Here is a 25,775-nt window from a genome sequence, read left to right on the forward strand (position 1 = left end):
GGGCCGCTGCTCGGTTTTGAGAGGGTGCGCTGGCTGGGTGGCTAACCCATCACGAATTTCGGTTTGGAGGCACAGATGATGGCCGAAGAAGCAGCATTGAACTTCGCGGACTTCTATGATGCCGAGCTTGCTCTCCATAACGCGCATTTTCGGGTCGCCGCCGCGGTCGGGCGGTCTGATCGTGTTCTCGATATCGGTTGCGGCGCCGGACAAACCACACGTGACGCCGCTCGCGCTGCCGAAGCAGGACGGGCGCACGGGATAGACCTGTCCGCCACGATGCTGGAGATTGCCCGCCGGCGCAGCGCCGAGGAGGGACTACCCAATGCGACGTTCGAACTGGCGGATGCACAGAACCATGTCTTCGCAAAAGGGGAATTCGACCTTTGCATCAGTCGATTTGGTGTCATGTTCTTCGCCGATCCGGCGGTGGCTTTCGCCAACATCGCCAACGCCGTACGCCCGGGTGGGCGTTTCATTTTCATGGTCTGGCAGGGCAGAGACCACAATGAGTGGGCGACCGCCATACAGGAGGCGCTTGATCCGGATTCAACCGGTCCGGTTGCGGCTAGCAAAGCCTTTTCGCTGAGCGAAACCTCGGTAACGTCTGGACTGCTAGAAACGGCGGGGTTCACTGCCATCGAGTTTCATGAAGTCAACGAGCCAGTGTTCTACGGTCCGGATCCCGAGACTGCATTGGTGACGATTCAGACATTTGAAAATGTGAAGAACGCCCTCGATCGTCCCGCCAAGACAGCCGAAATACGGGCGCGGCTGCTCGACATGCTGGAGGAGCACCGGACACCCCACGGAATTCAATTCGATTCGCGCGCATGGCTGATCACCGGCCGCCGGTACGGCGACAGTCCCCTGCGCGCTAAGTGATTTCCGCTCAGCGTGAATGTCGGCTTTTGGCCAAGCCGACATGGCTGGCATTTGCTATCGAATTCCGCAAAACTGCATGACGAAAAGGAAAAAGCCTATGCCCGACATCGATCTCGCGCTGCTGGCGCAACAGAATGCGGAAATACTGGAAGAGCTCAAGGCTCTGCGCCGGGAAGTGGCGGAACTGAAGGAACAGTCGGGCCGCACGCTCGATTTCGAGCGCCGCAACGACCCGCGCCGCCCGAACAGCCTGACGCAGCGTTAGTCGCCTCCACTTACGTCGGGAAAGAAGCCGTCAGCTTTTCCGTGCAATCTCCAGAAGCTCCTTGTCGCTGAGCGGCCGGACGATGCCGGTGCCGGTCGAGACGGGGGAGAAGCCGTACATCTGGTAGAGCTGCAGCGCACGCGGATGGTCGAGATTATTGGTGGTGGTGGTAACCCGCTTCGGATTGAGCGACCAGATGGCATAGAGCGCCTGCAGCAGGAACCATTTGCCGATGCCGAGACCGAGCGCATGTTCGATCAGGCCGAAATGGCTGAGCTCGATCATATCCTCGTCTTCGCAGAAATATTCGTAGAAGCCGGCGGGCGCGCCGTTCACGTAGAGAACGCTGATATTGTTGCGTTTGTCGTTCAGCGTCTCGGCAAGCTGCTCGTCGCTCATGCGCAACCGATCCACCCATTGCCAGCGCGCACCCACCTGCCGGTAGAGATACCGGTAGAAGGGCAGCGGGATCTCGGGAGTGCGCATGATCGCCGTCTGGATATTGACGGGCACCGGCATGCTCGCCTTCGGCGGCGCCGTCATTTCGAGCCGGGTGATGTGAGCTTTCAGCGAAGCGGGTGTCTTCCCCATGGCGATCAGGCTTTGACCGGCGTCGGCGGACCGGTGACGATGGGCGTATCGTCACGACTGCCCCATTCGCTCCACGAGCCGTCATAAAGCTTGTTATCGTGATGGCCGAGCGATTCCAGCGCCAGCGTGATGATCGCGGCGGTGATTCCCGAGCCGCAGGAGGTGACGACAGGCTTCGAAAGATCGATGCCGGCATCCTCAATCGTCTGCCTGAGTTCGGGCAGCGACTTGAATCGGCCTTGGCTGGCGAAGACGCCGGAGGGCAGGCTGCGGGCGCCAGGCATGTGGCCGGAGCGCATGCCGGCACGCGGTTCGGGTTCGGCGGCGGCAAAGCGGCCGGCGCTGCGGGCATCGGCGATCTGCATCGCGCCGCTGGAGACGATGTCGCGCATCCTATCGAGCGTCACCACGCGGCTCTCGTTGAAATTCGGCGTGAAGGTCGCCGGCGCAGGATTGGATGCCGTGGTTTCCAGCGGACGGCCCTCGGCCTTCCAGCCGTCGAGACCGCCATCGAGCACGAAGACATTTTTCGCGCCCATCACCCGCAACAGCCACCAGACGCGCGGCGAGGCGAACAGGCCGATGCCGTCATAGACGACGATCCGATCATTCTCGCTGATGCCGAGTCGGCCGACTTCGGCGGCGAAATAATCGGGCGAGGGGATCGTGTGCGGCAGCGACGTCGAATGGTCGGCGATCTTGTCCTGGTCGAAACGGATGGCGCCGGGAATATGGCCGGCCGCATATTCGGCATCGGCATCGCGCTTCTGCGCCGGCAGATAGAAGGAGGCGTCCAGCACGCGCAGGTCAGCTTTGCCGAGCTCGGACTGCAGCCAGTCGGCCGAAACGACGAAACGGCTCTTGGTCTCACTCATGATGGTCTCCCTTGATGGTCAGGCTTCGTCGCCGGGCGTGCCGAAGCGGATGCGGAAGCGCCGGTTCTCTTTGCCCTTCTTTTCGATTTTGGCGATATGGATCCGGCCGACTTCCTGAGTCTCGGAGACATGTGTGCCGCCGCAGGGTTGGCTGTCAATCGAGGAGTTTTCGCCGATGCAGACGAGGCTGACGCGCCCAAGCCCCATCGGCGGGCGCACGTTCTTCGATTTGACGATGTCGGGATTGGCCACAAGCTCCTCGTCGGTGATCCATTGCAGGGTGACCGGATGGTTCTGCTCGACCAGTTCCATCAGCTTGGCCGTCACCGCGTCCTTGTCGATCGTCTCGATCATGTCGAAGTCGACGCGGCTTTCCTCCTCGCCGACGGCAGCCCCGGTGATCGGATAGGAGCAGACGACGGAAAGCAGGTGGCAGGCCGTGTGCATGCGCATCAGCCTGTAGCGGCGCGGCCAGTCGACATGCAGCACCAGCGTCTCGCCGACCACAGGCCGCGGCTCGTTTTCGAGCGGTACATGGATGATGACATCTTTGCTTGGACCATGCTTCGTCTGGCCGAGCGCGATCTTGCTGCCGTCGGCGCGTTCGAACTCTCCGGTGTCACCAGGCTGGCCACCTGATGTCGCATAGAAGCAGGTCTGGTCCAGTTCGATGCCCCCGTCTTCGTGAACGGCGGTGACGACCGCCTCGCACGTCGAGAGATAGAAGTCGTCACGATAGAGGGCATTGACGGGCATAGGGTCTCACACGGGCTCGTAGGGAACGTGGATATCGGGCGACTTGGCCATCCAGCCCGGAACCGGCAGTCCCTTCGACGTCAGGAAATCCGGGTTGAAGAGTTTTGACTGATAGCGGTTGCCGTAATCGCAGAGGATCGTCACCACCGTGTGACCAGGTCCGAGATCCCGGGCGAGATTGACCGCGCCGGCAATGTTGATCGCTGTCGAGCCGCCGAGGCAGAGGCCCTCGTTCTCGACGAGGTCGAAGAGATAAGGAAGCGCTTCGGCATCCGGGATCCGATAGGCATAGTCAGGCGTGAAACCCTCGAGATTGGCGGTGATGCGGCCCTGGCCGATGCCCTCGGTGATCGAGGATCCCTCGGATTTCAGCGCGCCGTTCTGGTAGAATTCATAGAGTGCGGCGCCGTCGGGATCGGCGATGCCGATCTTGACGTCTGCCTTGAAAGCCTTGAGGCCGGCAGCCACGCCTGCCAGCGTGCCGCCGGAGCCGACGGAGCAGATGAAGCCGTCGACCTTGCCGTCGGTGTCTTTCCAGATTTCTTTTGCCGTCGTTTCGACATGCGCCTGACGGTTGGCGACGTTGTCGAACTGGTTTGCCCAGATCGCCCCGTTCGGCTCGGTCTTCGCCAACTGCTCTGCCAGCCGCCCGGATACCTTCACGTAGTTGTTCGGGTTCTTGTAGGGAACGGCGGGCACTTCGACGAGTTCGGCGCCGAGCAGCTTCAGCGCGTCTTTCTTTTCCTGGCTCTGCGTTTCCGGGATGACGATGACGGTGCGATAACCCAGCGCCTTGGCGACCAGCGTCAGCCCGATGCCGGTATTGCCGGCCGTACCCTCGACGATGACGCCGCCCGGACGAAGCAATCCCTTCCGCTCTGCGTCGCGGGTGATGTAGAGCGCGGCGCGATCCTTTACCGACTGGCCGGGGTTCAGGAACTCCGCCTTGCCGAGAATGGTGCAGCCGGTCATCTCTGAGGCGCCCTTGAGTTTGATCAGGGGCGTGTTGCCGATGGCTTCGAGGACGGAGGGGTGGAAGGTCATGGAATCTGCCTCTATTCGAACTCTTACTTTAGGAATGGTCTTTTCCCTTCACAAGGCTGAGTTGGCAAGAAATGCTATTCCACGCCTCTGGCGGACACGATAAAATTTGCTTTCCTCCCCCGAAATGACGCATGGCCCGCAATCCCGCCGTGTGAAGGGTGATCCGAAGATTGACTTTCCCCGTACGGATGACGACAAAGCGAAAACGCAGCGCGGCAACAGGGCGTGACCGAAACCGACATGGTTCACGAACAGATCGACACGATCGATGCATTGATGGCGCATTATGTTGCCGGCTCCTTGCCCGAGCCGGCGCGTGTGCTGGTGCAGTCTCATCTGGAAATGAAACCGGACAATCGCAGCCTGGTGAACAGCCTCGAGCTGCTGGCCGGCGAAGCTCTGGAAAGCGCGCCCGAAGTTGCCATTGCCGATCGCGACGGGCGGCTTGCGGCGATCTTTTCCTCTGCGTCTCCCGTCCCGGCGCCACGGACGGCCGCGCGGCCGGAGAATGCGCTGTTTCCCCAAGCGTTGAGCGATCTCTTGGGCTTCGAGGCTGAGAACGTGCCCTGGCGCAAGCGGTTGCCGGGCTTCAGGGAATATTCGCTGGACATGGACGGCTGCGAGGTCAGCCTGATGTGGATCCGGCCGGGTCGCGCCTTGCCGGCGCACACCCACAAAGGCATGGAACTGATCCTCATTCTCGACGGCGCCTTCAACGATGAACGCGGCCATTTCGGTCCCGGCGACATCTCCATCGCCGACGAGACGGTCGACCACCGGCCGGTTGCCGAAAAGGACAGGCCGTGCATCGCCTTTGCCGTCTCGGACGGACCGGTCAAGCTCACCGGGTCCTTTCGTCAGATGATCGGCGACCTGATCGGCTGAAAGCAGCCACAATGGTGTGATAGAGCCGTAAATCCGGAGGGGTTGAGGAACTTCCGGACCTGTTTTCGCATTGATCAGGCAGCCCGGAGGAACATGTCATGCGTGATTTCATTGCCCATCCCGAACATGGAATCGTCTGGATTTCGGGCGCAAGTTCAGGCATCGGCCGGGCGCTTGCGTTAAAGCTCGCCGGCGAAGGATACAAGGTCGCCGTCACCGCCAGAAGCCACGAAAAGCTGGTCGAGCTGCAAGCCGAGGCCAATGGCCTTTCGGGCAGTATCATTGTGCTCGACGGCGACGTCACCGATGCCGAGGACATGGAGCATGTCATGGCCTCGATCGAGTATGAGCACGGCACGCTCGCCATGGCGATCCTCAATGCCGGCGTCTACCTGCCTGTTTATGCCGAGGATCTGAACCGCACCGATTTCGAGAAGAGCTTTGCCGTCAACCTCTCCGGCGTCGTCAACTGCCTGCTGCCGGCGATCCGCCATATGAAGGCGAAAGGGCAGGGACAGATCGCCATCGTTTCCTCCGTCACCGGCTATGGCGGCCTGCCGACGGGGGCCGCCTATGGCGCCACCAAGGCGGCGCTGATCAATATGGCGGAAAGCCTGAAATTCGATCTCGACAAGATGGGCATCCGCATCCAGCTCGTCTGTCCGGGCTTCGTCGATACGCCGGCGACGAGGAAGAATGCTTTTCCGATGCCGGCTCTGATATCGGTCGAGGAGGCCGCCCGGGAGATTGCCGCCGGGTTGAAATCGCAGGCCTTCGAGATCACGTTCCCGAAGCGCTTCACCACCATACTGAAGCTCGCGCGCCTGCTCCCCTATGGCGCTTATTTCACGCTGGTGAACCGCGTGACCGGCTGGCGGGAGCGGCCGTCATTGGCGGGTCACCATCCGGTGACGCCGCATGCGGCCGAATGATCAACGGCGCGAGAACACGACCTGGCGCACATCGATGTTGCGGGCGCGAAAGCCGGCCTCGCAATAGAACAGATAGAATTCCCAGAGCCGCTTGAAACGCTCGTCGAACCCCATCGGGCGGATGCGTTCCCAGACCGACCAGAAACGCTCGCGCCATTCGGCAAGCGTGCGGGCGTAATCGAGCCCGAAGCCGAAATCCTTGACCAGCGACAGATCGACCTTGCCGGCGAGTTCGGCCAGATGGTTGCGCGTCGGCAGCATGCCGCCGGGAAAGACGTATTTCTGGATGAAGTCGGGGTTGCTGCGATACTGGTCGAAGGACTCATCTTTGATCGTGATGATCTGCAGCCCAGCCTTGCCGCCCGGCTTCAGACATTGCCTGAGTTTGGAGAAATAGGACGGCCAGTATTTCTCGCCGACCGCTTCGAACATCTCGATCGAGACGATCCGGTCATAGAGCCCTGCTTCATCGCGGTAATCCTGGAAGCGGAATTCCACGCGGTCGTCGAGGCCGGCCTTGTGGATACGTTCTTGGGCAAAGGCGAGCTGCTCGCGGCTAATCGTCAGCCCGGTCACCTTGCAGTTCAGCTCACTTGCGGCAAATTCGGCAAAACCGCCCCAACCGCAACCGATCTCCAGCACGTGATCGCCAGGCCCGATGCCGGTTGCCTCGGCGAGCGCCCGGTATTTGGCGTTCTGGGCCGATTGAAGATCGTTGGCGCCCGTGGAATAGAGCGCTGAGGAATAGGTCATGCTCGGATCGAGCCATTCCTTGTAGAAATCGTTACCGAGATCGTAATGGGCGGAGATGTTGCGCTTCGAGCCCGTCTTGGTATTGGTGTTCATCCAATGGCGGAGGCGCTCAAAGAGGCGGCCAAGGCCGCCCTTGCCATTGGCATAGCTGTGCGCGGCCTCGCCGTTGACGAGGAAGAGTTCGAGGAAGGCGGTGATGTCGGGGCTGTCCCAGTCGCCGTCCATATAGGTTTCGGCGACCCCGATCGTGCCGCTCGTCAGCGCCCGATAGGCAAGATTCCAGTTGTTGAGGCTGAGCGCCGCCTTCGGCCCGGGCTGCTTGCCCTCCACCAGCAGCTTGCGACCGTCGGGGAGAGTAACGGCAAGCGAGCCGTGCTGCATGCGCAGAAGCCCGCGCAACGCCAACTTCGCCTTGAAGGGCAGACCCTTCACCAGACGAGATATGTTTTCCCCCGTCAGCGTCACCGCGTCGCGGGCCAGCAGATTCCAGTCCTGCGCCTTGCTCATCTCTCCTCCTCCAGTATTCTCTTGCCGGTTAGAGATGCTTATACATCCGCGACGATGCGCTCGACCGACCCCCGGCTATTGCACCGAAGGCTACTGCATAATTCCGTAAATCGGAACCGATTTGCGGATAAAATTATGCAGCAGTTCAAAGCGTTACAGCGTCCTTTGCGCGTCTGAAAAGACGCGCGGCGCTGTAATGTCATTCCGCCGCGTCCGCAAGCGGGAGGGGTTGCCGGATGCTGACTTCTGGCGGAGGCGCCGGACGCCTGACGTAGCGCGCGCCTTTCAGCCACAATTTCAGCGCTTCCCAGTGAATGCAGGCGATGATCTTGAAGGTGAGGAAGGGGATGCGCGCCGTCAACCCCAGGAGCGAGGCGCTGGTCAACGGCACCTGCCGTCCGGAAAATGTCGCCGAGAGAAGCGGGCCTTCGCTGTCGTTTTCCAGGATGCGCCAACGGATTTCGGCGCCGGGCGGCAGCATGCGGAAATGATAATGCGCCGCCATACCGATGAAGGGCGAGACATGGAAGAGCTTGTCGCAGCTCTGGCGAAGCCCGCTTTCCGACATCTCGCCATGGCCGACCGGACAGATATAGCTGTGCCGCTCGCCGAAAGTATTGCGCACTTCGTAGATCATCGCGACGAGCGTGCCACCGGCATCATAGGCGTGATAAACGGAAAGCGGGTTGAAGACATAGCCGAGAATTCGGGGATAGCAGACGAGCAGGATCCTGTCCGGGCGGTCGAGCCCTGCCTTGGCGAGCAGCCGGTCGGCATAGGCGCGCAGCGACGTGTCCCCGATGTCGGCATGGTCCTTCTCGTGAAACGAGACGAGATTGCGTCTGTTGACGGAAAATAGCACCGACAGCCCGCCGGCCTCGTCCAGCCTGTCGAGATCGACAAGCAGCGAGAAGACACGGTAGCGGAAGCGATGGCCGAACGGCTTCATGCGTTGATGCATGATCTCGCCGACATAGAGCGCCGCCGCAGCATTCGGTGGCGCACCGTTGGCCACCGCGTTCATGCCACGTTTTTCGCCGCGCCCTGTCACGCCGCCGCATCCGGTTGAGGTTGTCGGGAGGTTCGGGCCGTTCGCCAGGGTATGATCCCGCCCAAGGCCTCTGCCGCCGCCAGACCGGAAACGAGACCATCTTCGTGGAATCCGTACCCTGTCCAGGCGCCCGCGAAATGGCAATTATTCTGTCCTTGGATGGTCGTGAGCGCTTGTTGCGCGCTCATGGCTTCCGCCGAGAACTGCGGATGGTCATAGGTGAATTCGGCAAACACCTTACGGGAGTCCGGCTCGCGGTCGGGATTGAGGGTCACGAACAGTGGGAATTTTTCGTCGATGCCCTGCAGCCGGTTCATCCAGTAAGTCACGGCGACGTCCGCATTTCCGTCTTCACGGCTGGAACGCAGATAGTTCCATGAGGCCCAAACCTTGCGCCGCTGCGGCATCAGCGTTTGGTCGCGATGCAGGACGACGCGGTTCGGCTGGTAGGGAATGGCCGCAAACAGCCTGCTTTCCCGATCGGTGGCATCGTCGAGCAAGCGGGCTGTCTGATCGCTGTGGCAGGCGAAGATCACCTTGTCGAACGGGTGTTCGCCGCCCGTTTCGTCGATGATCGTGACACCACGCTCGGAGCGGATCACGCCGCGCACGCCGCAGGAAAGTTTCACGCGTTCGCCGAGCGGCCGAAGCAGCCGGTCGAGATAGGTGCGGCTGCCGCCGGTCACTGTGCGCCACTGGTGCTGCCGGCGGTAGATCAGCCGGTGATTGTCGAAGAAATTGACGAACTGCTCGGCGGGAAATTGCAGCATGCGGGCTGATGGTGTCGACCAGATCGCCGCCGCCATCGGCACGAGATAGTTGTTGGTGAAACCGGGCGAGAAGCCGCGCCAGTCGAGATAATCGCCGATCGAGCGCGAGGAGAGATGACCGGCTGCCCGATCTTCGAGGCAGGTGCGGTTGAAGCGGAGGATCTCGCGGATCATCCACAGGAAAGACGGCCGCAGCAGGTTGCGCTTCTGCGCGAAGACCGAGGGCAGTCCGCCGCCGCTCCATTCCAGTCTGCCGCGGTCGAGCGAGAGCGAAAAGCTCATGTCGCTTGCATGCGTCGCGGTGCCGAGCTCGGCAAACATCGCCGTCAGATTGGGATAATTCTGCTCGTTATAGACGATGAAGCCGGTATCGACCGAAATTTGAACTCCGTCGTAATCCACGTCGACCGTCGCCGTATGGCCTCCGGACCGCGCCTGGCTTTCATACAGCGTAACGTCATGCACCGGGTTTAGTGCCCAGGCTGCGGAGGCGCCCGAGATGCCGGAGCCGATGACGGCGATCCTCAGCCGGCGTGGAGCGGGACGGAAGTGCGCGTTCATGCGGCATCCCTTGTTGCGTTGTAAGCGGCGAGCGCCCGGTTGCGGGCGCTCGCGTGATCGACGATCGGTTTCGGATAGGTTTGGCCAAGCGTGACGCCAGCCTCGTCGAGCATGCTCTTCGGCGCCTCGAACGGCCGGTGGATGTATTTTGCCTCGAGCCCTCGAAGCTCCGGCACGTAGGTCCTGATATAGTCGCCATCGGGATCGAATTTTTCGCCCTGCAGCACCGGATTGAAGATGCGGAAAAACGGCGAGGCATCGGCTCCCGAGCCTGCCACCCATTGCCAGCTTGCGGCATTGTTGGCGGGATCGGCATCAACAAGCGTATCCCGGAACCAGGCTTCGCCTCGGCGCCAGTCCACCATCAGATCCTTGATGAGGAAGGAGGCGACGATCATGCGCACGCGATTGTGCATCCAACCATGGCGCCAGAGCTGGCGCATGCCGGCATCGACGATCGGATAGCCGGTCAAGCCGCGGCGCCACGCCTCGAAATCTCGGCTGCCGTTGCGCCATTCGAAGCCGTCGAAACGATCGTTCCAGTTGGCTGAGGCAAGACGCGGAAAATGGAAAAGCAGGTGATAGGAAAATTCGCGCCAGGCGATCTCCTTGCGGAAATGCACGATGTTGGCCGCCGGCACCCGTTGCGACAGGCCGCGTGTCGCATCCCAGATACGGCCAGGGGATATCTCGCCCAGCGCCAGATGCGGCGACAGCATCGACGTCGCCGGTCTCGCTGGATAGTCTCGGTTTTCCTTGTAGCTCTCGAGCGCGTCTTCAACGAAGGCGCGGAGCTTCTCATGCGCGCCAACTTCGCCGGGCGTCCAGAGCTCGGTAAAGTCGCTTGCCCAGTCCGGCTTCGTCGGCAGCAGCTTCCAGCTCTCCAGCCTTTCCGATTTCGGAAGTTGCGATGCCAGCCGCAGCTTCGCCGGCGCGTCCAGCGGTGGCTCCGGTTCGCCGGCGCCCTCCAGTGCGCGCCAGAACGGCGTGTAGACGCGATAGGGCGTGCCGTTGCCGGTCATCAGACGGGAAGGTTCGTGCAGCAACTGGCCGCCGAAGCTTCTCACCTCGATCGCCTGCTTTTCCAGTTCGTGCTTGATACGGGCGTCGATGGAGATTCCGGCTGGATCGTAGCGGCGGTTCCAGAAGACGGCTTCGGCACCGCTCTTCCTGATAAAGGCGCAGAGCACTTCGAGCGCCTCGCCGCTTGCCAGCACCAGCCGTCCCTGCCGCTTGTGCAGCGACCTGTTGAGCGCTTCCAGTGAATGATGCAGCCACCAGGCCTGTGCAGCACCCAGCGGACCGGTGCCTGCTGCCTCCGGTTCTCTAATATAAAGCGGGATAATCGGCCGTCCGGAGCGGTGGGCGGCGTCAAGAGCGTGGTTGTCGTCAAGTCGCAGGTCCTTGCGAAACCAGAGGATAACAGGTGGTGCCGCGTCCTTTGCCAATGAAGCCGTTCCCCGCTTGTGTTCTTTTCAACCCGCTACGGATGTACGGACCGCCCGGATCAAAAGTTTCATCTGGTGGATAAAGTTTTCACGGCTGTCGGCGACATGAAAAAGGCCGGCGTGAACCGGCCTTTTTCTGAGTGCGGGAGTGTGTCGCTTAAAGCATGTCGCGCAAAAGTGTGCAGCGGTTTTGCGACAACGACATGCGTAAAAACAAAGACCTAAAGCGCGACAAGCGAATCTGAAAGATCGCGACGCGCTTTAGTTGTCGTACTCGCGGCAGGCTTCGCTGATGGATGCGCCGCTCTGGCCACTGCGGGTGTCGACGCCGGACATCTGTTGCGGCATGCCAGGGCATTCAATCGTCCTCGGCTGGCCGATGCTTTGGGTGGTCGTCGGATCGACCGGTGACACCGTTACCGGATGAATGCCGTTGTCACTATTGGTGTAATCGGACGAATAGGTGCCGGAACTCGGGTCGGTCGAACCGCCGTTCGTTGGCCCGATCGGATCCGGGTTCGATTGGGCAAAGGCCGACGAGGCCATGCCGACGGCAAGCAGCGAAGCGGCGATGAGGGATTTAGTCATAGGATATCCTCCTTTGATTTTCATCTTGGATGACCTTGGGGTAACTGCCTGATGGAATCATTGTTCCGAAATTTGCAGAAAACCTGCATTCACGCGCGGCCTGTACGGCATGGTTATGCGTAAACCTTAACGGGCGATGTCGCTGGATCGGCGCCGACGCATGCCCTACCTGCATGCGGAGATACTAAAAAACCGTGGCATGAGGCCGCTATGTTCGTTTCTTTTCGCGAAGCCGCCGATCTCAGTCTCCAGATAGCGCTTGTGCTCGCCTTGACGGCAAGCGGCATGGCGATCGCGTCGTCTGCCGTGGGCGGCGAGAAGGCTGGTATTTCGGCGCTCGACGTCAGCCGTCCCTCGTTATGGACCGCCGCTCCGATGCGCGTCGATCCGACTACGCAGGCCTACCTGCGCGCCGATGCTCCGGCCGCATTGGAACTCGCCGATGGCGCCGATGACCTCTGCCATGACCTGATCGGCCTCCGGCTTTCCTGCGATTTGATCGTCACCTCCGGCACTGCGGCTTTCTAGGCGAAGGCAGTTTGAAGGCGGTCACCGCCATCTTCCGGAAGCTTGCAAAACGCAACGATTTGCCGTTTCATCGCGCGATAGCGTCCACCGTCCGACTCTTTCCCTGAAGGATCCAGCCTTTTGTCTATGCCGATGCCCCACGGCTTCGAGAAGTCCTATGCCGCCTTCCTGTTCGATATGGACGGCACCATCCTCAATTCGATCCGCGCGGCCGAGCGTGTGTGGAGCGACTGGGCAAGGCGTCATGGGCTCGATGTCGCCGCCTTTTTGCCGAAGATGCATGGATCGCGCGGCATTGACACGATCACCCGGCTGAACCTGCCGGGAGTCGATCCCGAACATGAATCGAAGCTGGTGACCGAGGCCGAAATCGCCGATGTCAGCGACGTCGTGGCCATTCCCGGCGCGGCGACCTTTCTGAGTTCACTGCCCCCGGATCGCTGGGCGATCGTCACCTCCTCGCCGTTGCGCCTTGCTCACCGACGGCTGGAGGCGGCAGGCCTACCGGTTCCGAAATTCATGGTGACGGCGGAGGACGTGAAGGTCGGAAAACCCGACCCGCAATGTTATATTCTCGGCGCCGAGCGCCTCGGCGTCAGCACGCAGGATTGCCTGGTGTTCGAGGATGTCGCAGCCGGCATTACCGCCGGCGAGGCGGCGGGTGCCGATGTCATGGTCATCACGGCAACACATCACGACAAGATGGAGACGCCGCACCCGACCCTCTCATCTTATAACGAGATCTCGGTCCGCATCTCTGCCGACCATAGAATGGTTATCGTCCCGAACGCGGCCTGACAGTGCTCCGCCTGCATCCTGCTTGCCTTTTGCGCGCGGTTCACTCCGCGGCTGCGGCAAGACAGCGATCGATGATGCTGCCGATTTCGCTGCGGCAGGAGCCGCAATTGGTTCCAGCGCTGGTTTCCTTGCCGACCGCCTCGACGCTGTGGCATCCGCCGCGCACGGCCGCAGCGATCTGGTTGACCCCGACACTGAAGCAGGAGCAGACGGTTGCGCCCGGATCCGGCCTGCCGGCGCCGGGACGACCCGCAACGAGCGCAAAGCGTTTCCTGAGATCGCCATGCGAGGCTGAGAGCTGCGAGATCGCCCAGTTGCGCGCGACGGCGACGGGCTCGCGTGCCAGAAACAGCGCCGCAAGCAGGACTTCGCCGTCGAAGAAGGCAAGCCTGAGGTCGCCGGATTGCCGGTCGGCATAACCGAGCGGTTCGATCTCGGCCGGAATGGCGAAAACCGCCCGGCACCAGGCCGTCCAGTCTTCGACGTTGTCGCCGAAGGCAAGCTCCAGCCGCCAGCCGCCGGCGGCTTTCGCCAGTGCCCAATAGGCGGCGTCAGGCGTAGCGGGTTTTGTGGCGGAGACGGCGAAACCGTAATGGGTGGCGCGAAAGGGACGGACGGCGACGGCAACGTTCTTCGATGCCGGCTGGCCGGAAATGGGGTCCGTTATCGGCGCGACGACGGCGTCGATCCGCGCTCTTGCAGCGAACTGGTCGTTCCAGTGCATCGGCGCAAAGATGCCGCCGCGCGCCTGGCGATCGGTGACCAGCGCCCGCACGATTGCCTTGCCGTGCGGGCTGTCGATTTCGACGAGGCCTGCGCTTGCTATACCGGTCTCGATCGCGTCGCGCGGATGGATCTCGGCAAAGGGTTCGGCGATATGGGCGGAAAGCCGCGCGCTCTTTCCTGTTCGCGTCATCGTGTGCCATTGGTCGCGGATGCGCCCGGTATTCAGCGTGAAGGGGAACTCGGCATTGGTGCGATCGGTTGCGGGCGGTTTGACCGCGATGAAGCGCGCTTTGCCATCGGGATGGAAGAAACCACCCTCGGCGAAGAAACGGGTGATGCTCGGTTCTGTCCCTGCAGCCTGCGGCCACTGGAAGGGTGATAGTTCGTCATAGGCGCCGCCGCTCATGCCGGCGCGCGCGCCGATATCGAAGTCGCGGCTGCCGTTATTTTCGAAGGCGGAAAGCGCCGCGTGCTCGTCGAAGATTGCGGCCGGCGCATCAAAATCGAAGGCGGCGGCAAATCCCATGCGGCGTCCGACCTCGGCAAGCTGCCACCAGTCGGCCCTTGCATCGCCCGGGACGTCGAGAAACGGCCGCTGTCTTGAAATGCGCCGTTCGGAATTGGTGACGGTGCCATCCTTCTCGCCCCAGCCGAGCGAGGGTAGAAGCACATTTGCGTGCCGGGTCGTATCCGTTTCTTTGAGGATGTCCGATACGACGACGAAGGGACAGGCGGCGATCGCGCTTTCGACGCTGTCGGCATCCGGCATCGAGACGACGGGATTGGTCGCCATGATCCACAGCGCCTTGATGCGCCCGTCGGCCACGGCCTGGAACATGTCGACCGCCTTCAGGCCGGGCTTTACGGCGATGACGGGCGAGTCCCAGAAGCGTTGCACGCGGTCCCGGTCTTCGGCATTTTCGATCGCCATATGGGCGGCAAGCATATTGGCGAGACCGCCGACCTCGCGCCCGCCCATGGCGTTCGGCTGGCCGGTCAGCGAAAACGGTCCCATGCCGGGGCGGCCGATGCGACCGGTCGCCAGGTGGCAGTTGAGGATGGCATTGACCTTGTCGGTGCCGGAGGAGGATTGGTTGACGCCCTGGCTGTAGCAGGTCACGACCTTCGGCGTCGTCTCGAACAGCCGGAAAAACTCCCTGATCTGCATGGCCGGCAGGCCGGTCCGTTCCAGGAGATCGTTGATATCAAGCGCGGCGGCGGCCGCAAAAGCGTCGCCGAAACCTTCGGTATGGGCGCCGATATAATTCTGGTCGATTGCCGGACTGGTCGCGAGGTGGGCAAGCAGTCCCATGAACAGCGCGACGTCACCATCCGGGCGGATGGCGAGATGCAGGTCGGCGATATCGCAGGTCATCGTCCGGCGCGGATCGATGACGACGATCCGCATGTTTGGCCGCGCCGTCTTTGCGGCGGCAAGCCGCTGATAGATGACGGGATGACACCAGGCAAGGTTGGAGCCGGTCAGGATCACCAGATCCGCAAGTTCGATATCCTCATAGGTCCCCGGCACCGTATCGGCGCCGAAGGCGCGGCGATGCCCCGCCACGGAAGAGGACATGCAAAGCCTTGAATTGGTGTCGATATTGCCGGAGCCGATGAAGCCCTTCATCAGCTTGTTGGCGACATAGTAATCCTCGGTCAGCAACTGGCCCGAGACGTAGAAGGCAACGGCGTCAGGCCCGTGTTCGGCGATCGTTTCAGAAAAACGACGGGCGACCAGATCAAGCGCCTCGTCCCAGCCGCTCCGTTCGCCTTCGATTTCGGGATGGAGAAGCCGGCCATCGAGATCGATGGTTTCGGCAAGGGCTGAACCCTTCGAGCAGAGCCGGCCGAAATTCGACGGATGCTCGGGATCTCCTTTGACGCTGACTGCGCCTGCTTCGTCGACCGTGGCGATAACGCCGCAGCCGACACCGCAATAGGGACAGGTGGTCTTGACCTCAGCCGCCATCTATTCCGCCGCCATCATCAGGCTTTCCAGAGCGATGAACAGCCTGCCGTCTTCGTTCAGCACCTGTATCGTCCGGACCTCGCCTTCGTCGGCGCCGAGCGCCTTGCCCGTCTCCAGCGAGATCACCCAGTTGTGCAGCGGGCAGGTGACTGACTTGGAGTGGACGATGCCCTGGGAGAGCGGGCCGCCCTTATGCGGGCAGTGATCCTCAATGGCGAAGACCTCGTTTTCGGCCGTGCGGAAGACGGCGATCTTGCCTTGCGGCGTCTTCACGCAGCGCGCGCCGCGCAGCGGGATGTCGGAGATGTCACCGATTGCGATCCAGTTCATGTCCATCTCCTTATTCTGCAGCCTGCGGATAGCCGATCGTCGCCATCGGCTTGAACTCATGCTTGTCCTTGCCGGAAACACGCTCCGACCAGGGATCGACCTGGGCAAATTTCTGGGAGAAGACGAAGCGGTCGTAATAGGCTTTGCGCTTTTCGGCATCGCCCATGATCTGGCGGCGAATTTCATCCAGACCGATGCGTTTGGCCCATTTGTAGATGCGCTCGAGATAACGGGCCTGTTCGCGGTACATCTGCGTCAGGGCCACGATATACTCCAGCGCCTCGTCCTCGGTCCGGACAAGACCAAGGACCTCCGTGCCCTTGATGTCGAGACCGGCCGCACCGGCGAAATGGATCTCGAAGCCGGAATCCACGCAGATCACGCCGATGTCCTTGCAGGTTGCTTCCGCGCAGTTGCGCGGGCAGCCGGAGACGGCCATCTTCAACTTGGCCGGCGTCCAGGAGCCCCACATGAACCTTTCGATCCGGATGCCGAGGCCGGTGGAATCCTGCGTGCCGAAGCGACACCAGTCCGAGCCGACACAGGTCTTCACGGTGCGCAGACCCTTGGCATAAGCCTGGCCGGAGACGAAGCCGGCCTTGCCGAGATCGGCCCAGACGGCGGGCAGGTCTTCCTTCTCGATGCCGAGCAAGTCGATGCGCTGGCCGCCGGTGACCTTCACCATCGGGATTTCGAACTTGTCGACGACATCGGCGATGGCGCGCAACTCGTTCGAATTGGTGACACCGCCCCACATGCGCGGAACGACGGAGTAGGTGCCGTCCTTCTGGATGTTGGCATGCACGCGCTCATTGATGAACCGCGACTGGTAGTCATCAGCATATTCGTCCGGCCAGTTGCAGACGAGGTAATAGTTGAGCGCCGGCCGACATTTGGCGCAGCCGCAGGAGGTCTTCCACTCGAGCTCCTGCATGACGGCGGGGATGCTCTTCAGACCCTTGGCCTTGATCAGCCGGCGAACATCGTCATGGCCGAGTTCTGTGCAGGTGCACATCGGCTGGACCGCAGTCGGATTGTAGCTGTCGCCGAGCGTCAACGCCATGAGTTGTTCGACGAGGCCGGTGCAGGAACCGCACGAGGCGGATGCCTTCGTGTGGGCGCGTACGTCGTCGAGCGACGTCAGCCCTTTGCCTGAAATCGTCGAAGTGATCTTGCCTTTACATACGCCGTTGCAGCCACAAATCTCCGCGTCATCCGGCAAGGCTGCAACGGCCGCCATAGGGTCCAGCGGCGACCCTCCCTGATAGGCCTGTCCGAAGATCAGCGTCTCGCGCATCTCGGAAATATCGGTCGCCTTCTTTTTCAGGTCATTGAACCAGGCGCCATCGGCGGTTTCGCCGTAAAGCACGGTGCCGATGATCTTATTGTCCTTCAGCACCAGGCGCTTGTAGACGCCAGCGCTGGCATCGCGCAGCACGATCTCCTCGCGGTCGTCGCCATCGGCGAAGTCGCCGAGTGAATAAAGCTCGATGCCGGTGACCTTGAGCTTGGTCGGCGTATCCGCATGAACGAAAGCCGGCGAGCGATCGCCGGAGAGATGCGAGGCGGCGATACGGGCCATTTCATAGAGCGGCGCAACGAGGCCATAGACCATGCCGCCCACTTCGGCGCATTCGCCGAGCGCGAGAATATTGCCATCCGAGGTCTGCATGCCGGCATCGACGACGATGCCGCGATTGACCGCAATGCCGGCATCCTTCGCCAACCCCACACTCGGACGAATGCCGACGGCCATGACGACCAGCGTTGCCGGGATGATGCGGCCGTCGTCGAGCTCGATGCCCTCGACCTTGCCGTTGCCAACGATCGCCTTGGTATTGGCCTTGCAGATGACCTTGATGCCGCGTTCCTCGACTGCCTTCTGCAGCAGATAGCCGGCGGCCGGGTCGAGCTGGCGTTCCATCAGCGTCGGCATGACGTGCAGCAGGGTGACGTCCATGCCGCGCTGGGCGAGGCCGGCCGCCGCTTCCAGGCCAAGCAGGCCGCCGCCGATGACGACAGCCTTTTCGCGCGACTGGGCGGCAAGCAACATCGCCTGCACGTCGTCGAGATCGCGATAGGTGATGACGCCGGGCAGATCCTTGCCGGGAACGGGGATGATGAAGGGCACGGACCCGGTTGCGATCACCAGCTTGTCGTAGCTTTCGGTGACGCCGTGGTCGGAGGTGACGGTCTTGGCGACGCGATCGATGTTGACGATCTTGTGGCCCTTATAGAGCATGATGCCGTGCTTGATGTACCAGCCGTCGCCGTGAATGATGATCTGTTCGTAGTCCTTTTCCCCGGAGAGAACCGGCGACAGCATGATGCGGTCGTAATTGACGCGCGGCTCGGCGTTGAAGATCGTAACTTCATAGCGACCCGGCGCCTGTTCGAAGAGGTGCTCCAGCATGCGCCCGGGCGCCATGCCATTGCCGATGATGACAAGTTTTTCGGTCATATTTCCAGGTCCTTAGATCAGGTTGCAGCCACGGGCGCCGAGTGCCCTTGGCGCGACAGTTGCTTTACGGACAGGTGCATCCAGATGAGAGAGATCACGACGATCGCAAAGAGCAGCAGGAAACAGCTGGACCAAAGGCCGGTCATGTCCTTGAGGAGGCCAAAGGCAATCGGAAGGATGAAGCCGCCAAGGCCGCCCATCATCCCGACGACGCCGCCGACTGCGCCGACGTTTTCGGGGTAGTAGGCGGGGATGTGCTTGTAGACGGCAGCTTTGCCGAGGCTCATGAAGAAGCCGAGCACGAAGATGACGACGATGAAGATGACGGGGGTGATGCCGAACGCCGGACCCGTCCCGGACCCAGAAGCAGCCGGCAGCGAAAGGATGAGGGTGGCCACGGCCGATACGGCAAGCATCGTATACATCACGCTGCGCGCCCCCTTTTTATCCGACAGCACGCCGCCGAAGGCGCGGAAGATGCTGCCCGGGATGGAGTAAGCGGCCGCGACCATGCCTGCGGTTTCCAGGTTGAAGCCGTAGACGCCGACCAGGTAGCGCGGCAGCCACAGCGACAGGGCGACGAAGCCGCCGAAGGCGAAGAAATAGTAGAGCGAGAAGCGCCAGACCTGAACGTTCTGCAGCGGCGCGAATTCCTGCGCGAAACTCTTGGAGGCAGCGCGGCGTTCGCGGCGGAGACGGAAGGCCGGATCATCGGTCGTGGTGAACCAAAAGACGATTGCCATCAGCGCCAGACAGACGGCCCAGATCTCCGCAACCGCCTGCCAGCCCCATGCGATCAGCACGAAGGGAGCGGCAAACTTGGTCACGGCCGCGCCGACATTGCCGGCACCGAAGATGCCGAGCGCGGTTCCCTGCTTCTCCGCCGGGAAGAAAGGCGAGACATAGGCGACACCGACCGCGAAGGAACCGCCGGCGAGGCCGACGCCGAGGCCGGCGATCAGCATCTGCGTATAGGTCTGGGCGTAAGAGAGCAGAAAGGTCGCCAATGCGGCGGCCAGCATGGTGAGCGTGTAGACGAGACGGCCGCCGTAACGCCCCGTCCAGATGCCAAGAACGATGCGCACCAGCGAACCGGTGAGCACGGGGGTGCCGACCAGCAATCCGAACTCGGCCTCGTTCAGGCCGAGATCCTGCTTGATGCGAATGCCGATGATCGCGAAGATCGTCCAGACGGCAAAACAGAGGGTGAAGGCTACAGTGGAGATCCACAATGCCTTGGCTGGTTCGCCGGCGGACATGGGCGGTGCTTTCTCGATGACAGACATAACTTCTCCGAGGCCCGACAAGGTCGTGCCGATCCATCGCTGAGGGTTAAAACAAAAAGCCGCTGGTCAGGACGCGCATACCCGAGGCGCGCGAAATATCCTGATCAGCGGCTTTGCTGGTGGCGCCCGCCGTTGGACGCCGAATTCTTGGGCCTTCTGGCCCAGTTGCCTGGAGGCAATCCGTTGGCCGGATTGCTCAAGCTAAAAACCTACCTCTTCAATCTGAAGAGCAGTCTCTGTATCTTCCGCGAGCGTCTATCACTCACTCTGCGCTGATCGCCATTGACCGGTGCAATAAAGATCATGCAAACTGCGTGCCAGTTTTGTGATCTGCGTTCAATCCACTGAATACAAATGATATTTTACGAAACGCACCGCCTGCTTGTTTTTCGGGCGGCCACCCGCTCATGCAAATAATTTGTGCGCTTGTCGTGAGGCGGGCAGATACTTGCTGGCGTTTTGTGCAGGCCGGCATCGGTTAAACTTCGTCATTGCAAACGAAGGCGAGGGCGCTTTTGACTGCAAAACCTGCGACATAGTCCGGCAGCCTCGCCGGGTCGAAGACGTGGCCGTCCATGAAACGGTCGCCCTCGTCACTGCCTTCGATGCGGATATCGGCATCTTCAGGCGCGTTGGCATCACCCAGAGCCGTGCGATAGAGATCCGGGCGGTAAGCGGATGCTGCGGCCCTTGCCATGTTGAGGCTGATCTCGGCCTGTCCCCAGCGGATCATCTGGCTGTAGATCCAAAGCGCCTGGCTTGGCCGGGGATAATTGGCGAAGCCGGAATGGAACATGAAATAATCGGCGATGATGCGGCGGTTACCCTTTGCGTCGAGGCTGAATTCGCCGGCGAGCACACGGCGAATGATTTCGACGGGGGCAGCGATATAGCGCGGGTCGGCAAGAGCTGCCGCCAGCGCATCGTGATTTTCCGGCCGATCGCACCACTGGGCTGCCGCGTCGAGCGCCACGATCAGCCGGGAAACGGTTTCCGGATGGCTTTCCGCCCAGTCCGGCCGCATGCCGATCACCTTTTCCGGTGCCGACGGCCAGATATCCTGTTTGGCGGCGACGATGCGGCCGACGCCGCGCTCTGAAGCGACCATGTTCCACGGCGCGCCGACGCAGAAACCGTCGATCGCACCCGCTGCCAGTGCATCCGAAGTCATGGGCGGCGGCACGACCACGAGCTTGACATCCTTGTCGGGATCGATGCCGCCGGCTGCCAGCCAGTAGCGAAATTCGTAATTGTGAGAGGAGAAGGGGTAGGTGACCCCAAAAGTCGGCAGCGGCTCGCCGCGCGCCTTCACTGCCGCCAATGTTTTTGCCAGGGCGCGGGCATTGTCGAGCGCGCTTGCCGTTTCCGGCAATCCCACGTCATTCCGCATCCTGTCGAAGAGCCGCGTCGACAGCGTGATCGCGTTGCCACCGCGCCCCAGCGAAAATGGCGTGATCGTCGGTGAGGGATTGGAGCCGAGACCGAGCATTGAGGCGACAGGCATCGGCGACAGCATGTGGGCGATGTCGAACTGGCGGAATGCCAAGCGGTCGCGCACATTCGCCCAGGAGACGTCCTTGACGAGATCGAGCGTCAGGCCTTCCTTCCGCGCGAAGCCGAATTCCGCCGCCGCAATCAGCACCGATGCATCGACGAGCGGAATGAAACCGGCCCGCAGCACTTTCGGTCCTTCGTTGTTCACCCGCACGGGCGAGGGCAGCTCGCCGCCGGAGTTGGAGGTCGTTGTCATCATATCCACTCCGGTTTCCTCCGGAAATTCATCAGCTCGGCCATCACATCAACAGCCCCGCGGCAGTGACGACGCTCTGGGCGATTTCCGACATCTTCTTCTTTTCGTTCATCGCTGTCTGGCGCAGCAGGGCGAAAGCCTCTTCCTCCGACAGGCCGCGCATCTTCATCAATATGCCCTTGGCGCGCTCGACCAGCTTGCGTTCCTCCAGCGCGGAGCGGGCATCGGCAAGCTCCCGCCGCAGCCGGTTGAAGGCATTGAAGCGGCTGACGGCCATGTCGAGGATCGGTTTGACGCGTTCCTTCTTCAATCCGTCGACGATGTAGGCCGAGACGCCGGCATCGACGGCAGCCTCGATCGAGGCCGTGTCGGAGCGATCGACGAACATGGCGATCGGGCGGCTGACGGTGCGCGTCAGCTGGAACAGATGCTCCATCATGTCGCGGTTGGGATTCTCGATATCGATGATGATCACGTCGGGCATCAGCGTTTCGATGATTCGCGCGATGCCGTTGACCTCATGCACCACGGTGACGCGCACATGCCCTGCCTCGCGCAGGCCTTCTTCGATGATGGAGGCGCGAATGGCATTTTCGTCGATCACCAGAATTGTCAGATCGAGATGCGTCATTGCTATATTCATGACGCAGTGCAGCAAATTTAGCAAGGCGTCCGCCTGAAAAATGTGCAAAAATAGGTGTGCGCAAAAAATAATCAAATTGCCGAAATTTCGGGCGGGATCAATATGCCGCGTCGGCAAGGTCTTCAGGGCTGCGGTATTTCGGATGTGAAATGGGGAACGTCATAGCCGCGCTTGACCTGTGGTCGCGCCGCAAGCCTGAGATACCATCGTTTGACGTTCGGGAATGCATTCAGGTCGATCTCGTGGCGCTGAAAACGGGACACCCAGGGCCAGACCGCCATGTCGGCGATGGAATAATTGTCGACGAGATAGTCGCGGTCTGCGAGCCGCGCGTTCAACGTCTCATAGAGGCGGCGGGTATCCCGGCGAAAGAGATCCTCTGCGAACGGCGCTTCACCTGCATTGTAAGTCAGGAAATAATGGGCGTTGCCGAGCGTCGGCCCGAAGGCGCCCATCTGCCACATCAGCCATTCGATCGTGTGATGCCGAGCGGCACCCTGCCGGGGCAGGAAGCGGCCGGTTTTTTCGGCGAGGTAGAGCAGGATGGCGCCGGATTCGGCAAGCGTGATGCCGGTCTCGTGATCGACGATAACAGGAATCTTGCCGCCCGGATTGATGGCGAGATAGTCCTGCTGGAATTGATCACCCTTGGTGATATCGATCGTGTGGGGGCGGTAGGAGAGGCCGAACTCCTCGAGTGCGATGGATACTTTGAGCCCGTTCGGCGTGATCCAGGTATAGAGGTCGATCATCGGGGGTTCAATCGAACATCATTTCGTCGACCGGCAGCTTCGTCATTCCGAAGCGCCCGGTGACATCGTGGAGGCCGGAGAACATGTCCCGCAGAGTTTGTACGATCGTTTCGATACGAGGATCGATGACGCGATAGACAATCGCCTTGCCGTCGCGGCGTCCTTCGATCACGCCGGCCTCGCGAAGCTCGCTCAATTGCTGGGAAAGCGTTGGCTGGCGAATACCGAGCTCGTCCTCCATCGCCGAGACTGAGGCTTCCGTCTCTATCAGATAGCAGACGATCGCCAGGCGGTTGGCGTTGGCGATCAGCTTCAGCAATTCGCTTGCTGCGCCGACATCGCGGCAGACTCTTGAGGAAACGGGCTTCGTCAACGGTGTCGTCCTTGAAGGTTCTATAAAAAAGTAAAGTGATGGCGCTGAATTTTCAACTCCGGCTCGCTCACTTCGCTCGATCTGGTAAAAGATTTCATTGCCTATCGATTTTATGGGATTTCAAAGGCGATTTTCTCCCGTTGACGACAATCGCTTCCTCGCAATCAATTTATAAAAAAGTAAATTGATTGCGGCAACCATGACGACGGTCGAAGCAACATGAGAATTGGCGTTCATCCCAACAACCTGCATCTTCGCCTCGCGCGGCTCTGGCCTGGCGCCTTCGCAGATCTGCAGCCGATTTTCGTATCCTATGCCGAAGGTCGCGATACCGCGGCCCTGCTGGAAAGCGGCGAGATCGATCTCGGCGGCACCGGCTCGACGCCGCCGATCGAGGCTGATATGCGCGGCCTCGGCGTGGAATATATCGCTGCCTCCGCGCCGCGCCCGGCCAATGGCGCCATCTTTGTCAGGCGCGATAGTTCGATCGGCTCCGTCGCTGAGTTGAAGGGCCGCCGGATCTCGCTGATCGACGGTTCGTTTCACACCTATCTTCTGGCCCGCAGCCTGGAAGGTGAGGGGATGAGCCTGCCCGATGTCGAGCGGGTCGAAAGCGGCGCGCGCGATTCGCTCGCCGATCTGCTCGAAGGGCGCGTCGATGCCTGGGTCGCCATGTCGCCACGTCTCGAAAAGGCGCTGGAGCGCGACGACGTCAGGCCGATCGTCCGTTGCGGCGCGGCCATTCCCAACCGTTCTTTGTTCTGGACATTGCAGCGGAACGGCCTTTCGGCGGTCGAGACCCGGGCGATCGTCTCCGAACTCAGCCGGATCGGCACCGAGATCGCCGCCGATCCGCGCGCCGCCGCCGGACTTCTTGCATCCGGCGACCGCGGCGGATCTGGCGACCGCGGGGAAACGGATATCGACGCCTGGGAAAAGGTAGTGCGCTCGCGCGACTTCACGGTGTTTCCGATCGACGAAGAGATCATTGCCGAACAGCAGGAGGAGGCCGACACGCTGCTGCGCCATGGTCATTTCGACAAGCCCATCGTGCTGAAACGCCCGGAAATGACGAAATAACAAGGAAACCGGAGATGAACGTTTTCTGGTACATGTGCGCGCCCGACGGCGCCTACCCCTGGCAGCCGGAAGGCTCGCGTCAGGTCGACTACGGCTACTACAAGCAGCTTGCCCAGGCTTATGATCATCTGGGCTATACCGGGGCACTGTTTGCGACCGGCGCCCATGATGTCTGGGTGCTGGCGAGTGCGCTGCTTGCTCACACCGAGCGGCTGCGTTTTCTCGTGGCCATCCATCCCGGCCTCGTTGCGCCGACTTTGCTTGCCAAGATGGCTGCGACCTTCCAGGAATTCGCCCGCGGCCGGCTGCTGATCAATGTCGTTTCCGGCGACGCCAAGATGCTCGGCGCCTATGGCATGATGCTACCGCATGACGAGCGCTATGACATGGCGGACGAATATCTTCAGCTCTGGCACCGGCTCTTTTCCGGTGAGAGTGTCACCTATCAGGGCAAGTATTTCTCGACGGATGGCGCCAAGCTCGCCTTGCCGGTCAGCGAGAGCATCGCACCACCGCCGCTCTGGTTCGGCGGCTCCTCGGATAAGGCGCTTGAAGTCGCCGCAAAACATGTGGACACCTATCTCTCCTGGGGCGAGACGCCCGCCCAGATCGGCGAGAAGGTCGAAGCCGTAAAGGCGCGAGCCGCCCACTACGGCCGTGAACTGGAATATGGCATCCGCCTCTATGTCATCGTTCGCGACACCGACGAAAAGGCCTGGGAGGCGGCGGCCGATCTCTATGACCGTATGGATGATGCGGCGATCACCGCCAATCAGCGCTTCGTCTCAAGAAGCGATTCCGTTGGCCAACAGCGCATGACCGCACTGCATGGCGGCCTCAAGCCGGAAAACCTGCGCGATCTCGAAGTCGCGCCGAACCTCTGGGCCGGCATTGGCCTAGTCAGGCCCGGCCCGGGTACGGCGATCGTCGGTTCGCCGGATACGGTTCTGCGCACGCTCGAAGCCTATCAGAAAGCGGGCGTCGATACTTTTATTCTTTCTGGCATGCCGCTGCTTGAGGAAGCCTATCGTTTCGGCGAAAAGGTGCTGCCGCGGCTCGATGTCAGCAGGGAGGTCTCGAAGGCGCGGAACTACACCTGGTCGACGCTCTTCGATCGCGATCTTTCGACCGCCAAGAGCGCATGATCCTCTCGCCAGAAGGTAAG

Annotated in this window: 25 protein-coding genes; 8 read left to right on the top strand and 17 right to left on the bottom strand. The window is 61.4% G+C overall.

Annotated features, from left to right (window positions below):
• Positions 1-75: 75 nt before the first annotated feature.
• Positions 76-885: a class I SAM-dependent methyltransferase gene (locus J3P73_RS10490; RefSeq protein ID WP_024320609.1), complete on the top strand. Its 810-nt coding sequence runs from the start codon at positions 76-78 to the stop codon at positions 883-885.
• Positions 886-982: 97 nt separating this feature from the next.
• Positions 983-1,150: a hypothetical protein gene (locus tag J3P73_RS10495; protein ID WP_231286820.1), complete on the top strand. Its 168-nt coding sequence runs from the start codon at positions 983-985 to the stop codon at positions 1,148-1,150.
• 30 nt (positions 1,151-1,180) lie between these two features.
• On the opposite strand, the gene J3P73_RS10500 is transcribed toward J3P73_RS10495, so the two are convergent.
• From J3P73_RS10500 to J3P73_RS10515, 4 genes are read right to left on the bottom strand one after another with little or no spacing between them, the layout of a single operon-like run.
• On the bottom strand, positions 1,181-1,741 hold the full coding sequence (locus J3P73_RS10500; RefSeq protein WP_018073316.1) for a GNAT family N-acetyltransferase: 561 nt from the start codon (positions 1,739-1,741) through the stop codon (positions 1,181-1,183).
• A 5-nt stretch (positions 1,742-1,746) separates the two neighbouring features.
• Positions 1,747-2,616, bottom strand: a complete 870-nt coding sequence (gene sseA, locus J3P73_RS10505) for a 3-mercaptopyruvate sulfurtransferase (protein WP_207579923.1) — start codon at positions 2,614-2,616, stop codon at positions 1,747-1,749.
• An 18-nt stretch (positions 2,617-2,634) separates the two neighbouring features.
• A complete protein-coding gene (locus tag J3P73_RS10510; RefSeq protein ID WP_018073318.1) occupies positions 2,635-3,372 on the bottom strand; it encodes an alanyl-tRNA editing protein in 738 nt (245 codons plus the stop codon).
• A gap of 6 nt (positions 3,373-3,378) precedes the next feature.
• Positions 3,379-4,416 (bottom strand): cysteine synthase A, encoded by a 1,038-nt coding sequence (locus J3P73_RS10515; protein ID WP_207579924.1) that lies wholly within the window; start codon positions 4,414-4,416, stop codon positions 3,379-3,381.
• A gap of 225 nt (positions 4,417-4,641) precedes the next feature.
• On the opposite strand from J3P73_RS10515, the gene J3P73_RS10520 reads away from it, so the two are divergent.
• Positions 4,642-5,301 (top strand): ChrR family anti-sigma-E factor, encoded by a 660-nt coding sequence (locus J3P73_RS10520; protein ID WP_174826896.1) that lies wholly within the window; start codon positions 4,642-4,644, stop codon positions 5,299-5,301.
• Between the two features lie 98 nt (positions 5,302-5,399).
• The gene (locus J3P73_RS10525; protein WP_075223947.1) at positions 5,400-6,233 is read left to right on the top strand and encodes an SDR family NAD(P)-dependent oxidoreductase; all 834 of its coding nucleotides are present in this window, start codon (positions 5,400-5,402) and stop codon (positions 6,231-6,233) included.
• Here J3P73_RS10525 and J3P73_RS10530 read toward each other — a convergent pair whose 3' ends face one another.
• From J3P73_RS10530 to J3P73_RS10550, 5 genes are all read right to left on the bottom strand, one after another.
• A complete protein-coding gene (locus tag J3P73_RS10530; RefSeq protein WP_018481258.1) occupies positions 6,234-7,493 on the bottom strand; it encodes an SAM-dependent methyltransferase in 1,260 nt (419 codons plus the stop codon).
• Positions 7,494-7,692: 199 nt separating this feature from the next.
• A complete protein-coding gene (locus tag J3P73_RS10535) occupies positions 7,693-8,544 on the bottom strand; it encodes a DUF1365 domain-containing protein (protein ID WP_207579925.1) in 852 nt (283 codons plus the stop codon).
• Entirely contained in the window at positions 8,541-9,875 is a 1,335-nt protein-coding gene (locus tag J3P73_RS10540) for an NAD(P)/FAD-dependent oxidoreductase (protein WP_207579926.1), read from the bottom strand. Before J3P73_RS10540 ends, J3P73_RS10535 begins: the two co-directional genes overlap by 4 nt.
• Complete coding sequence (locus J3P73_RS10545) at positions 9,872-11,323, bottom strand: cryptochrome/photolyase family protein (RefSeq protein WP_207579927.1); 1,452 nt, start codon at positions 11,321-11,323, stop codon at positions 9,872-9,874. Before J3P73_RS10545 ends, J3P73_RS10540 begins: the two co-directional genes overlap by 4 nt.
• Before the next feature lie 261 nt (positions 11,324-11,584).
• Positions 11,585-11,911: a hypothetical protein gene (locus J3P73_RS10550; protein ID WP_207579928.1), complete on the bottom strand. Its 327-nt coding sequence runs from the start codon at positions 11,909-11,911 to the stop codon at positions 11,585-11,587.
• Positions 11,912-12,121: 210 nt separating this feature from the next.
• On the opposite strand from J3P73_RS10550, the gene J3P73_RS10555 reads away from it, so the two are divergent.
• Both J3P73_RS10555 and J3P73_RS10560 read left to right on the top strand, forming a co-directional pair.
• Positions 12,122-12,439, top strand: a complete 318-nt coding sequence (locus J3P73_RS10555) for a hypothetical protein (RefSeq protein ID WP_024320617.1) — start codon at positions 12,122-12,124, stop codon at positions 12,437-12,439.
• Between the two features lie 120 nt (positions 12,440-12,559).
• The gene (locus J3P73_RS10560) at positions 12,560-13,237 is read left to right on the top strand and encodes an HAD family hydrolase (RefSeq protein ID WP_207579929.1); all 678 of its coding nucleotides are present in this window, start codon (positions 12,560-12,562) and stop codon (positions 13,235-13,237) included.
• 40 nt (positions 13,238-13,277) lie between these two features.
• Here J3P73_RS10560 and J3P73_RS10565 read toward each other — a convergent pair whose 3' ends face one another.
• The 8 genes from J3P73_RS10565 to J3P73_RS10600 form a co-directional block, all read right to left on the bottom strand.
• Entirely contained in the window at positions 13,278-15,935 is a 2,658-nt protein-coding gene (locus J3P73_RS10565; protein WP_207579930.1) for a nitrate reductase, read from the bottom strand.
• The gene (gene nirD, locus J3P73_RS10570) at positions 15,936-16,271 is read right to left on the bottom strand and encodes a nitrite reductase small subunit NirD (protein ID WP_130686327.1); all 336 of its coding nucleotides are present in this window, start codon (positions 16,269-16,271) and stop codon (positions 15,936-15,938) included.
• Between the two features lie 4 nt (positions 16,272-16,275).
• On the bottom strand, positions 16,276-18,726 hold the full coding sequence (gene nirB, locus J3P73_RS10575; RefSeq protein WP_207579931.1) for a nitrite reductase large subunit NirB: 2,451 nt from the start codon (positions 18,724-18,726) through the stop codon (positions 16,276-16,278).
• A 17-nt stretch (positions 18,727-18,743) separates the two neighbouring features.
• Positions 18,744-20,012 carry an MFS transporter gene (locus tag J3P73_RS10580; RefSeq protein WP_130686329.1) on the bottom strand — a complete coding sequence of 423 codons (1,269 nt, stop codon included), beginning with the start codon at positions 20,010-20,012 and terminating at the stop codon, positions 18,744-18,746.
• A 478-nt stretch (positions 20,013-20,490) separates the two neighbouring features.
• Complete coding sequence (locus J3P73_RS10585; RefSeq protein ID WP_197729011.1) at positions 20,491-21,771, bottom strand: CmpA/NrtA family ABC transporter substrate-binding protein; 1,281 nt, start codon at positions 21,769-21,771, stop codon at positions 20,491-20,493.
• A 34-nt stretch (positions 21,772-21,805) separates the two neighbouring features.
• A complete protein-coding gene (locus J3P73_RS10590) occupies positions 21,806-22,393 on the bottom strand; it encodes an ANTAR domain-containing response regulator (protein ID WP_018241751.1) in 588 nt (195 codons plus the stop codon).
• A 134-nt stretch (positions 22,394-22,527) separates the two neighbouring features.
• A complete protein-coding gene (locus J3P73_RS10595) occupies positions 22,528-23,157 on the bottom strand; it encodes a glutathione S-transferase family protein (protein ID WP_075223938.1) in 630 nt (209 codons plus the stop codon).
• 7 nt (positions 23,158-23,164) lie between these two features.
• Complete coding sequence (locus J3P73_RS10600; RefSeq protein ID WP_024320625.1) at positions 23,165-23,530, bottom strand: ArsR/SmtB family transcription factor; 366 nt, start codon at positions 23,528-23,530, stop codon at positions 23,165-23,167.
• Positions 23,531-23,749: 219 nt separating this feature from the next.
• On the opposite strand from J3P73_RS10600, the gene J3P73_RS10605 reads away from it, so the two are divergent.
• Positions 23,750-24,610, top strand: coding sequence for an ABC transporter substrate-binding protein (locus J3P73_RS10605; RefSeq protein ID WP_024320626.1), 861 nt, complete (start codon positions 23,750-23,752; stop codon positions 24,608-24,610).
• Between the two features lie 14 nt (positions 24,611-24,624).
• Positions 24,625-25,755 carry an LLM class flavin-dependent oxidoreductase gene (locus J3P73_RS10610; RefSeq protein ID WP_024320627.1) on the top strand — a complete coding sequence of 377 codons (1,131 nt, stop codon included), beginning with the start codon at positions 24,625-24,627 and terminating at the stop codon, positions 25,753-25,755.
• Positions 25,756-25,775: the final 20 nt, after the last annotated feature.

It is taken from the genome of Rhizobium ruizarguesonis (genome assembly GCF_017357285.1).
GTDB classification, from domain to species: domain Bacteria; phylum Pseudomonadota; class Alphaproteobacteria; order Rhizobiales; family Rhizobiaceae; genus Rhizobium; species Rhizobium ruizarguesonis.

What these genes read in the sequence shown, in the direction of transcription:
- J3P73_RS10525 (WP_075223947.1), top strand. Translation starts at nt 5,400, where the DNA reads ATGCGTGATTTCATTGCCCATCCCGAACATGGAATCGTCTGGATTTCG.
- J3P73_RS10555 (WP_024320617.1), top strand. Translation starts at nt 12,122, where the DNA reads ATGTTCGTTTCTTTTCGCGAAGCCGCCGATCTCAGTCTCCAGATAGCG.
- J3P73_RS10495 (WP_231286820.1), top strand. Translation starts at nt 983, where the DNA reads ATGCCCGACATCGATCTCGCGCTGCTGGCGCAACAGAATGCGGAAATA.
- sseA (WP_207579923.1), bottom strand. Translation starts at nt 2,616, where the DNA reads ATGAGTGAGACCAAGAGCCGTTTCGTCGTTTCGGCCGACTGGCTGCAG.
- J3P73_RS10610 (WP_024320627.1), top strand. Translation starts at nt 24,625, where the DNA reads ATGAACGTTTTCTGGTACATGTGCGCGCCCGACGGCGCCTACCCCTGG.
- nirD (WP_130686327.1), bottom strand. Translation starts at nt 16,271, where the DNA reads ATGGACATGAACTGGATCGCAATCGGTGACATCTCCGACATCCCGCTG.
- J3P73_RS10530 (WP_018481258.1), bottom strand. Translation starts at nt 7,493, where the DNA reads ATGAGCAAGGCGCAGGACTGGAATCTGCTGGCCCGCGACGCGGTGACG.
- J3P73_RS10580 (WP_130686329.1), bottom strand. Translation starts at nt 20,012, where the DNA reads ATGTCTGTCATCGAGAAAGCACCGCCCATGTCCGCCGGCGAACCAGCC.
- nirB (WP_207579931.1), bottom strand. Translation starts at nt 18,726, where the DNA reads ATGACCGAAAAACTTGTCATCATCGGCAATGGCATGGCGCCCGGGCGC.
- J3P73_RS10490 (WP_024320609.1), top strand. Translation starts at nt 76, where the DNA reads ATGATGGCCGAAGAAGCAGCATTGAACTTCGCGGACTTCTATGATGCC.
- J3P73_RS10510 (WP_018073318.1), bottom strand. Translation starts at nt 3,372, where the DNA reads ATGCCCGTCAATGCCCTCTATCGTGACGACTTCTATCTCTCGACGTGC.
- J3P73_RS10590 (WP_018241751.1), bottom strand. Translation starts at nt 22,393, where the DNA reads ATGACGCATCTCGATCTGACAATTCTGGTGATCGACGAAAATGCCATT.
- J3P73_RS10540 (WP_207579926.1), bottom strand. Translation starts at nt 9,875, where the DNA reads ATGAACGCGCACTTCCGTCCCGCTCCACGCCGGCTGAGGATCGCCGTC.
- J3P73_RS10605 (WP_024320626.1), top strand. Translation starts at nt 23,750, where the DNA reads ATGAGAATTGGCGTTCATCCCAACAACCTGCATCTTCGCCTCGCGCGG.
- J3P73_RS10565 (WP_207579930.1), bottom strand. Translation starts at nt 15,935, where the DNA reads ATGGCGGCTGAGGTCAAGACCACCTGTCCCTATTGCGGTGTCGGCTGC.
- J3P73_RS10550 (WP_207579928.1), bottom strand. Translation starts at nt 11,911, where the DNA reads ATGACTAAATCCCTCATCGCCGCTTCGCTGCTTGCCGTCGGCATGGCC.
- J3P73_RS10515 (WP_207579924.1), bottom strand. Translation starts at nt 4,416, where the DNA reads ATGACCTTCCACCCCTCCGTCCTCGAAGCCATCGGCAACACGCCCCTG.
- J3P73_RS10595 (WP_075223938.1), bottom strand. Translation starts at nt 23,157, where the DNA reads ATGATCGACCTCTATACCTGGATCACGCCGAACGGGCTCAAAGTATCC.
- J3P73_RS10500 (WP_018073316.1), bottom strand. Translation starts at nt 1,741, where the DNA reads ATGGGGAAGACACCCGCTTCGCTGAAAGCTCACATCACCCGGCTCGAA.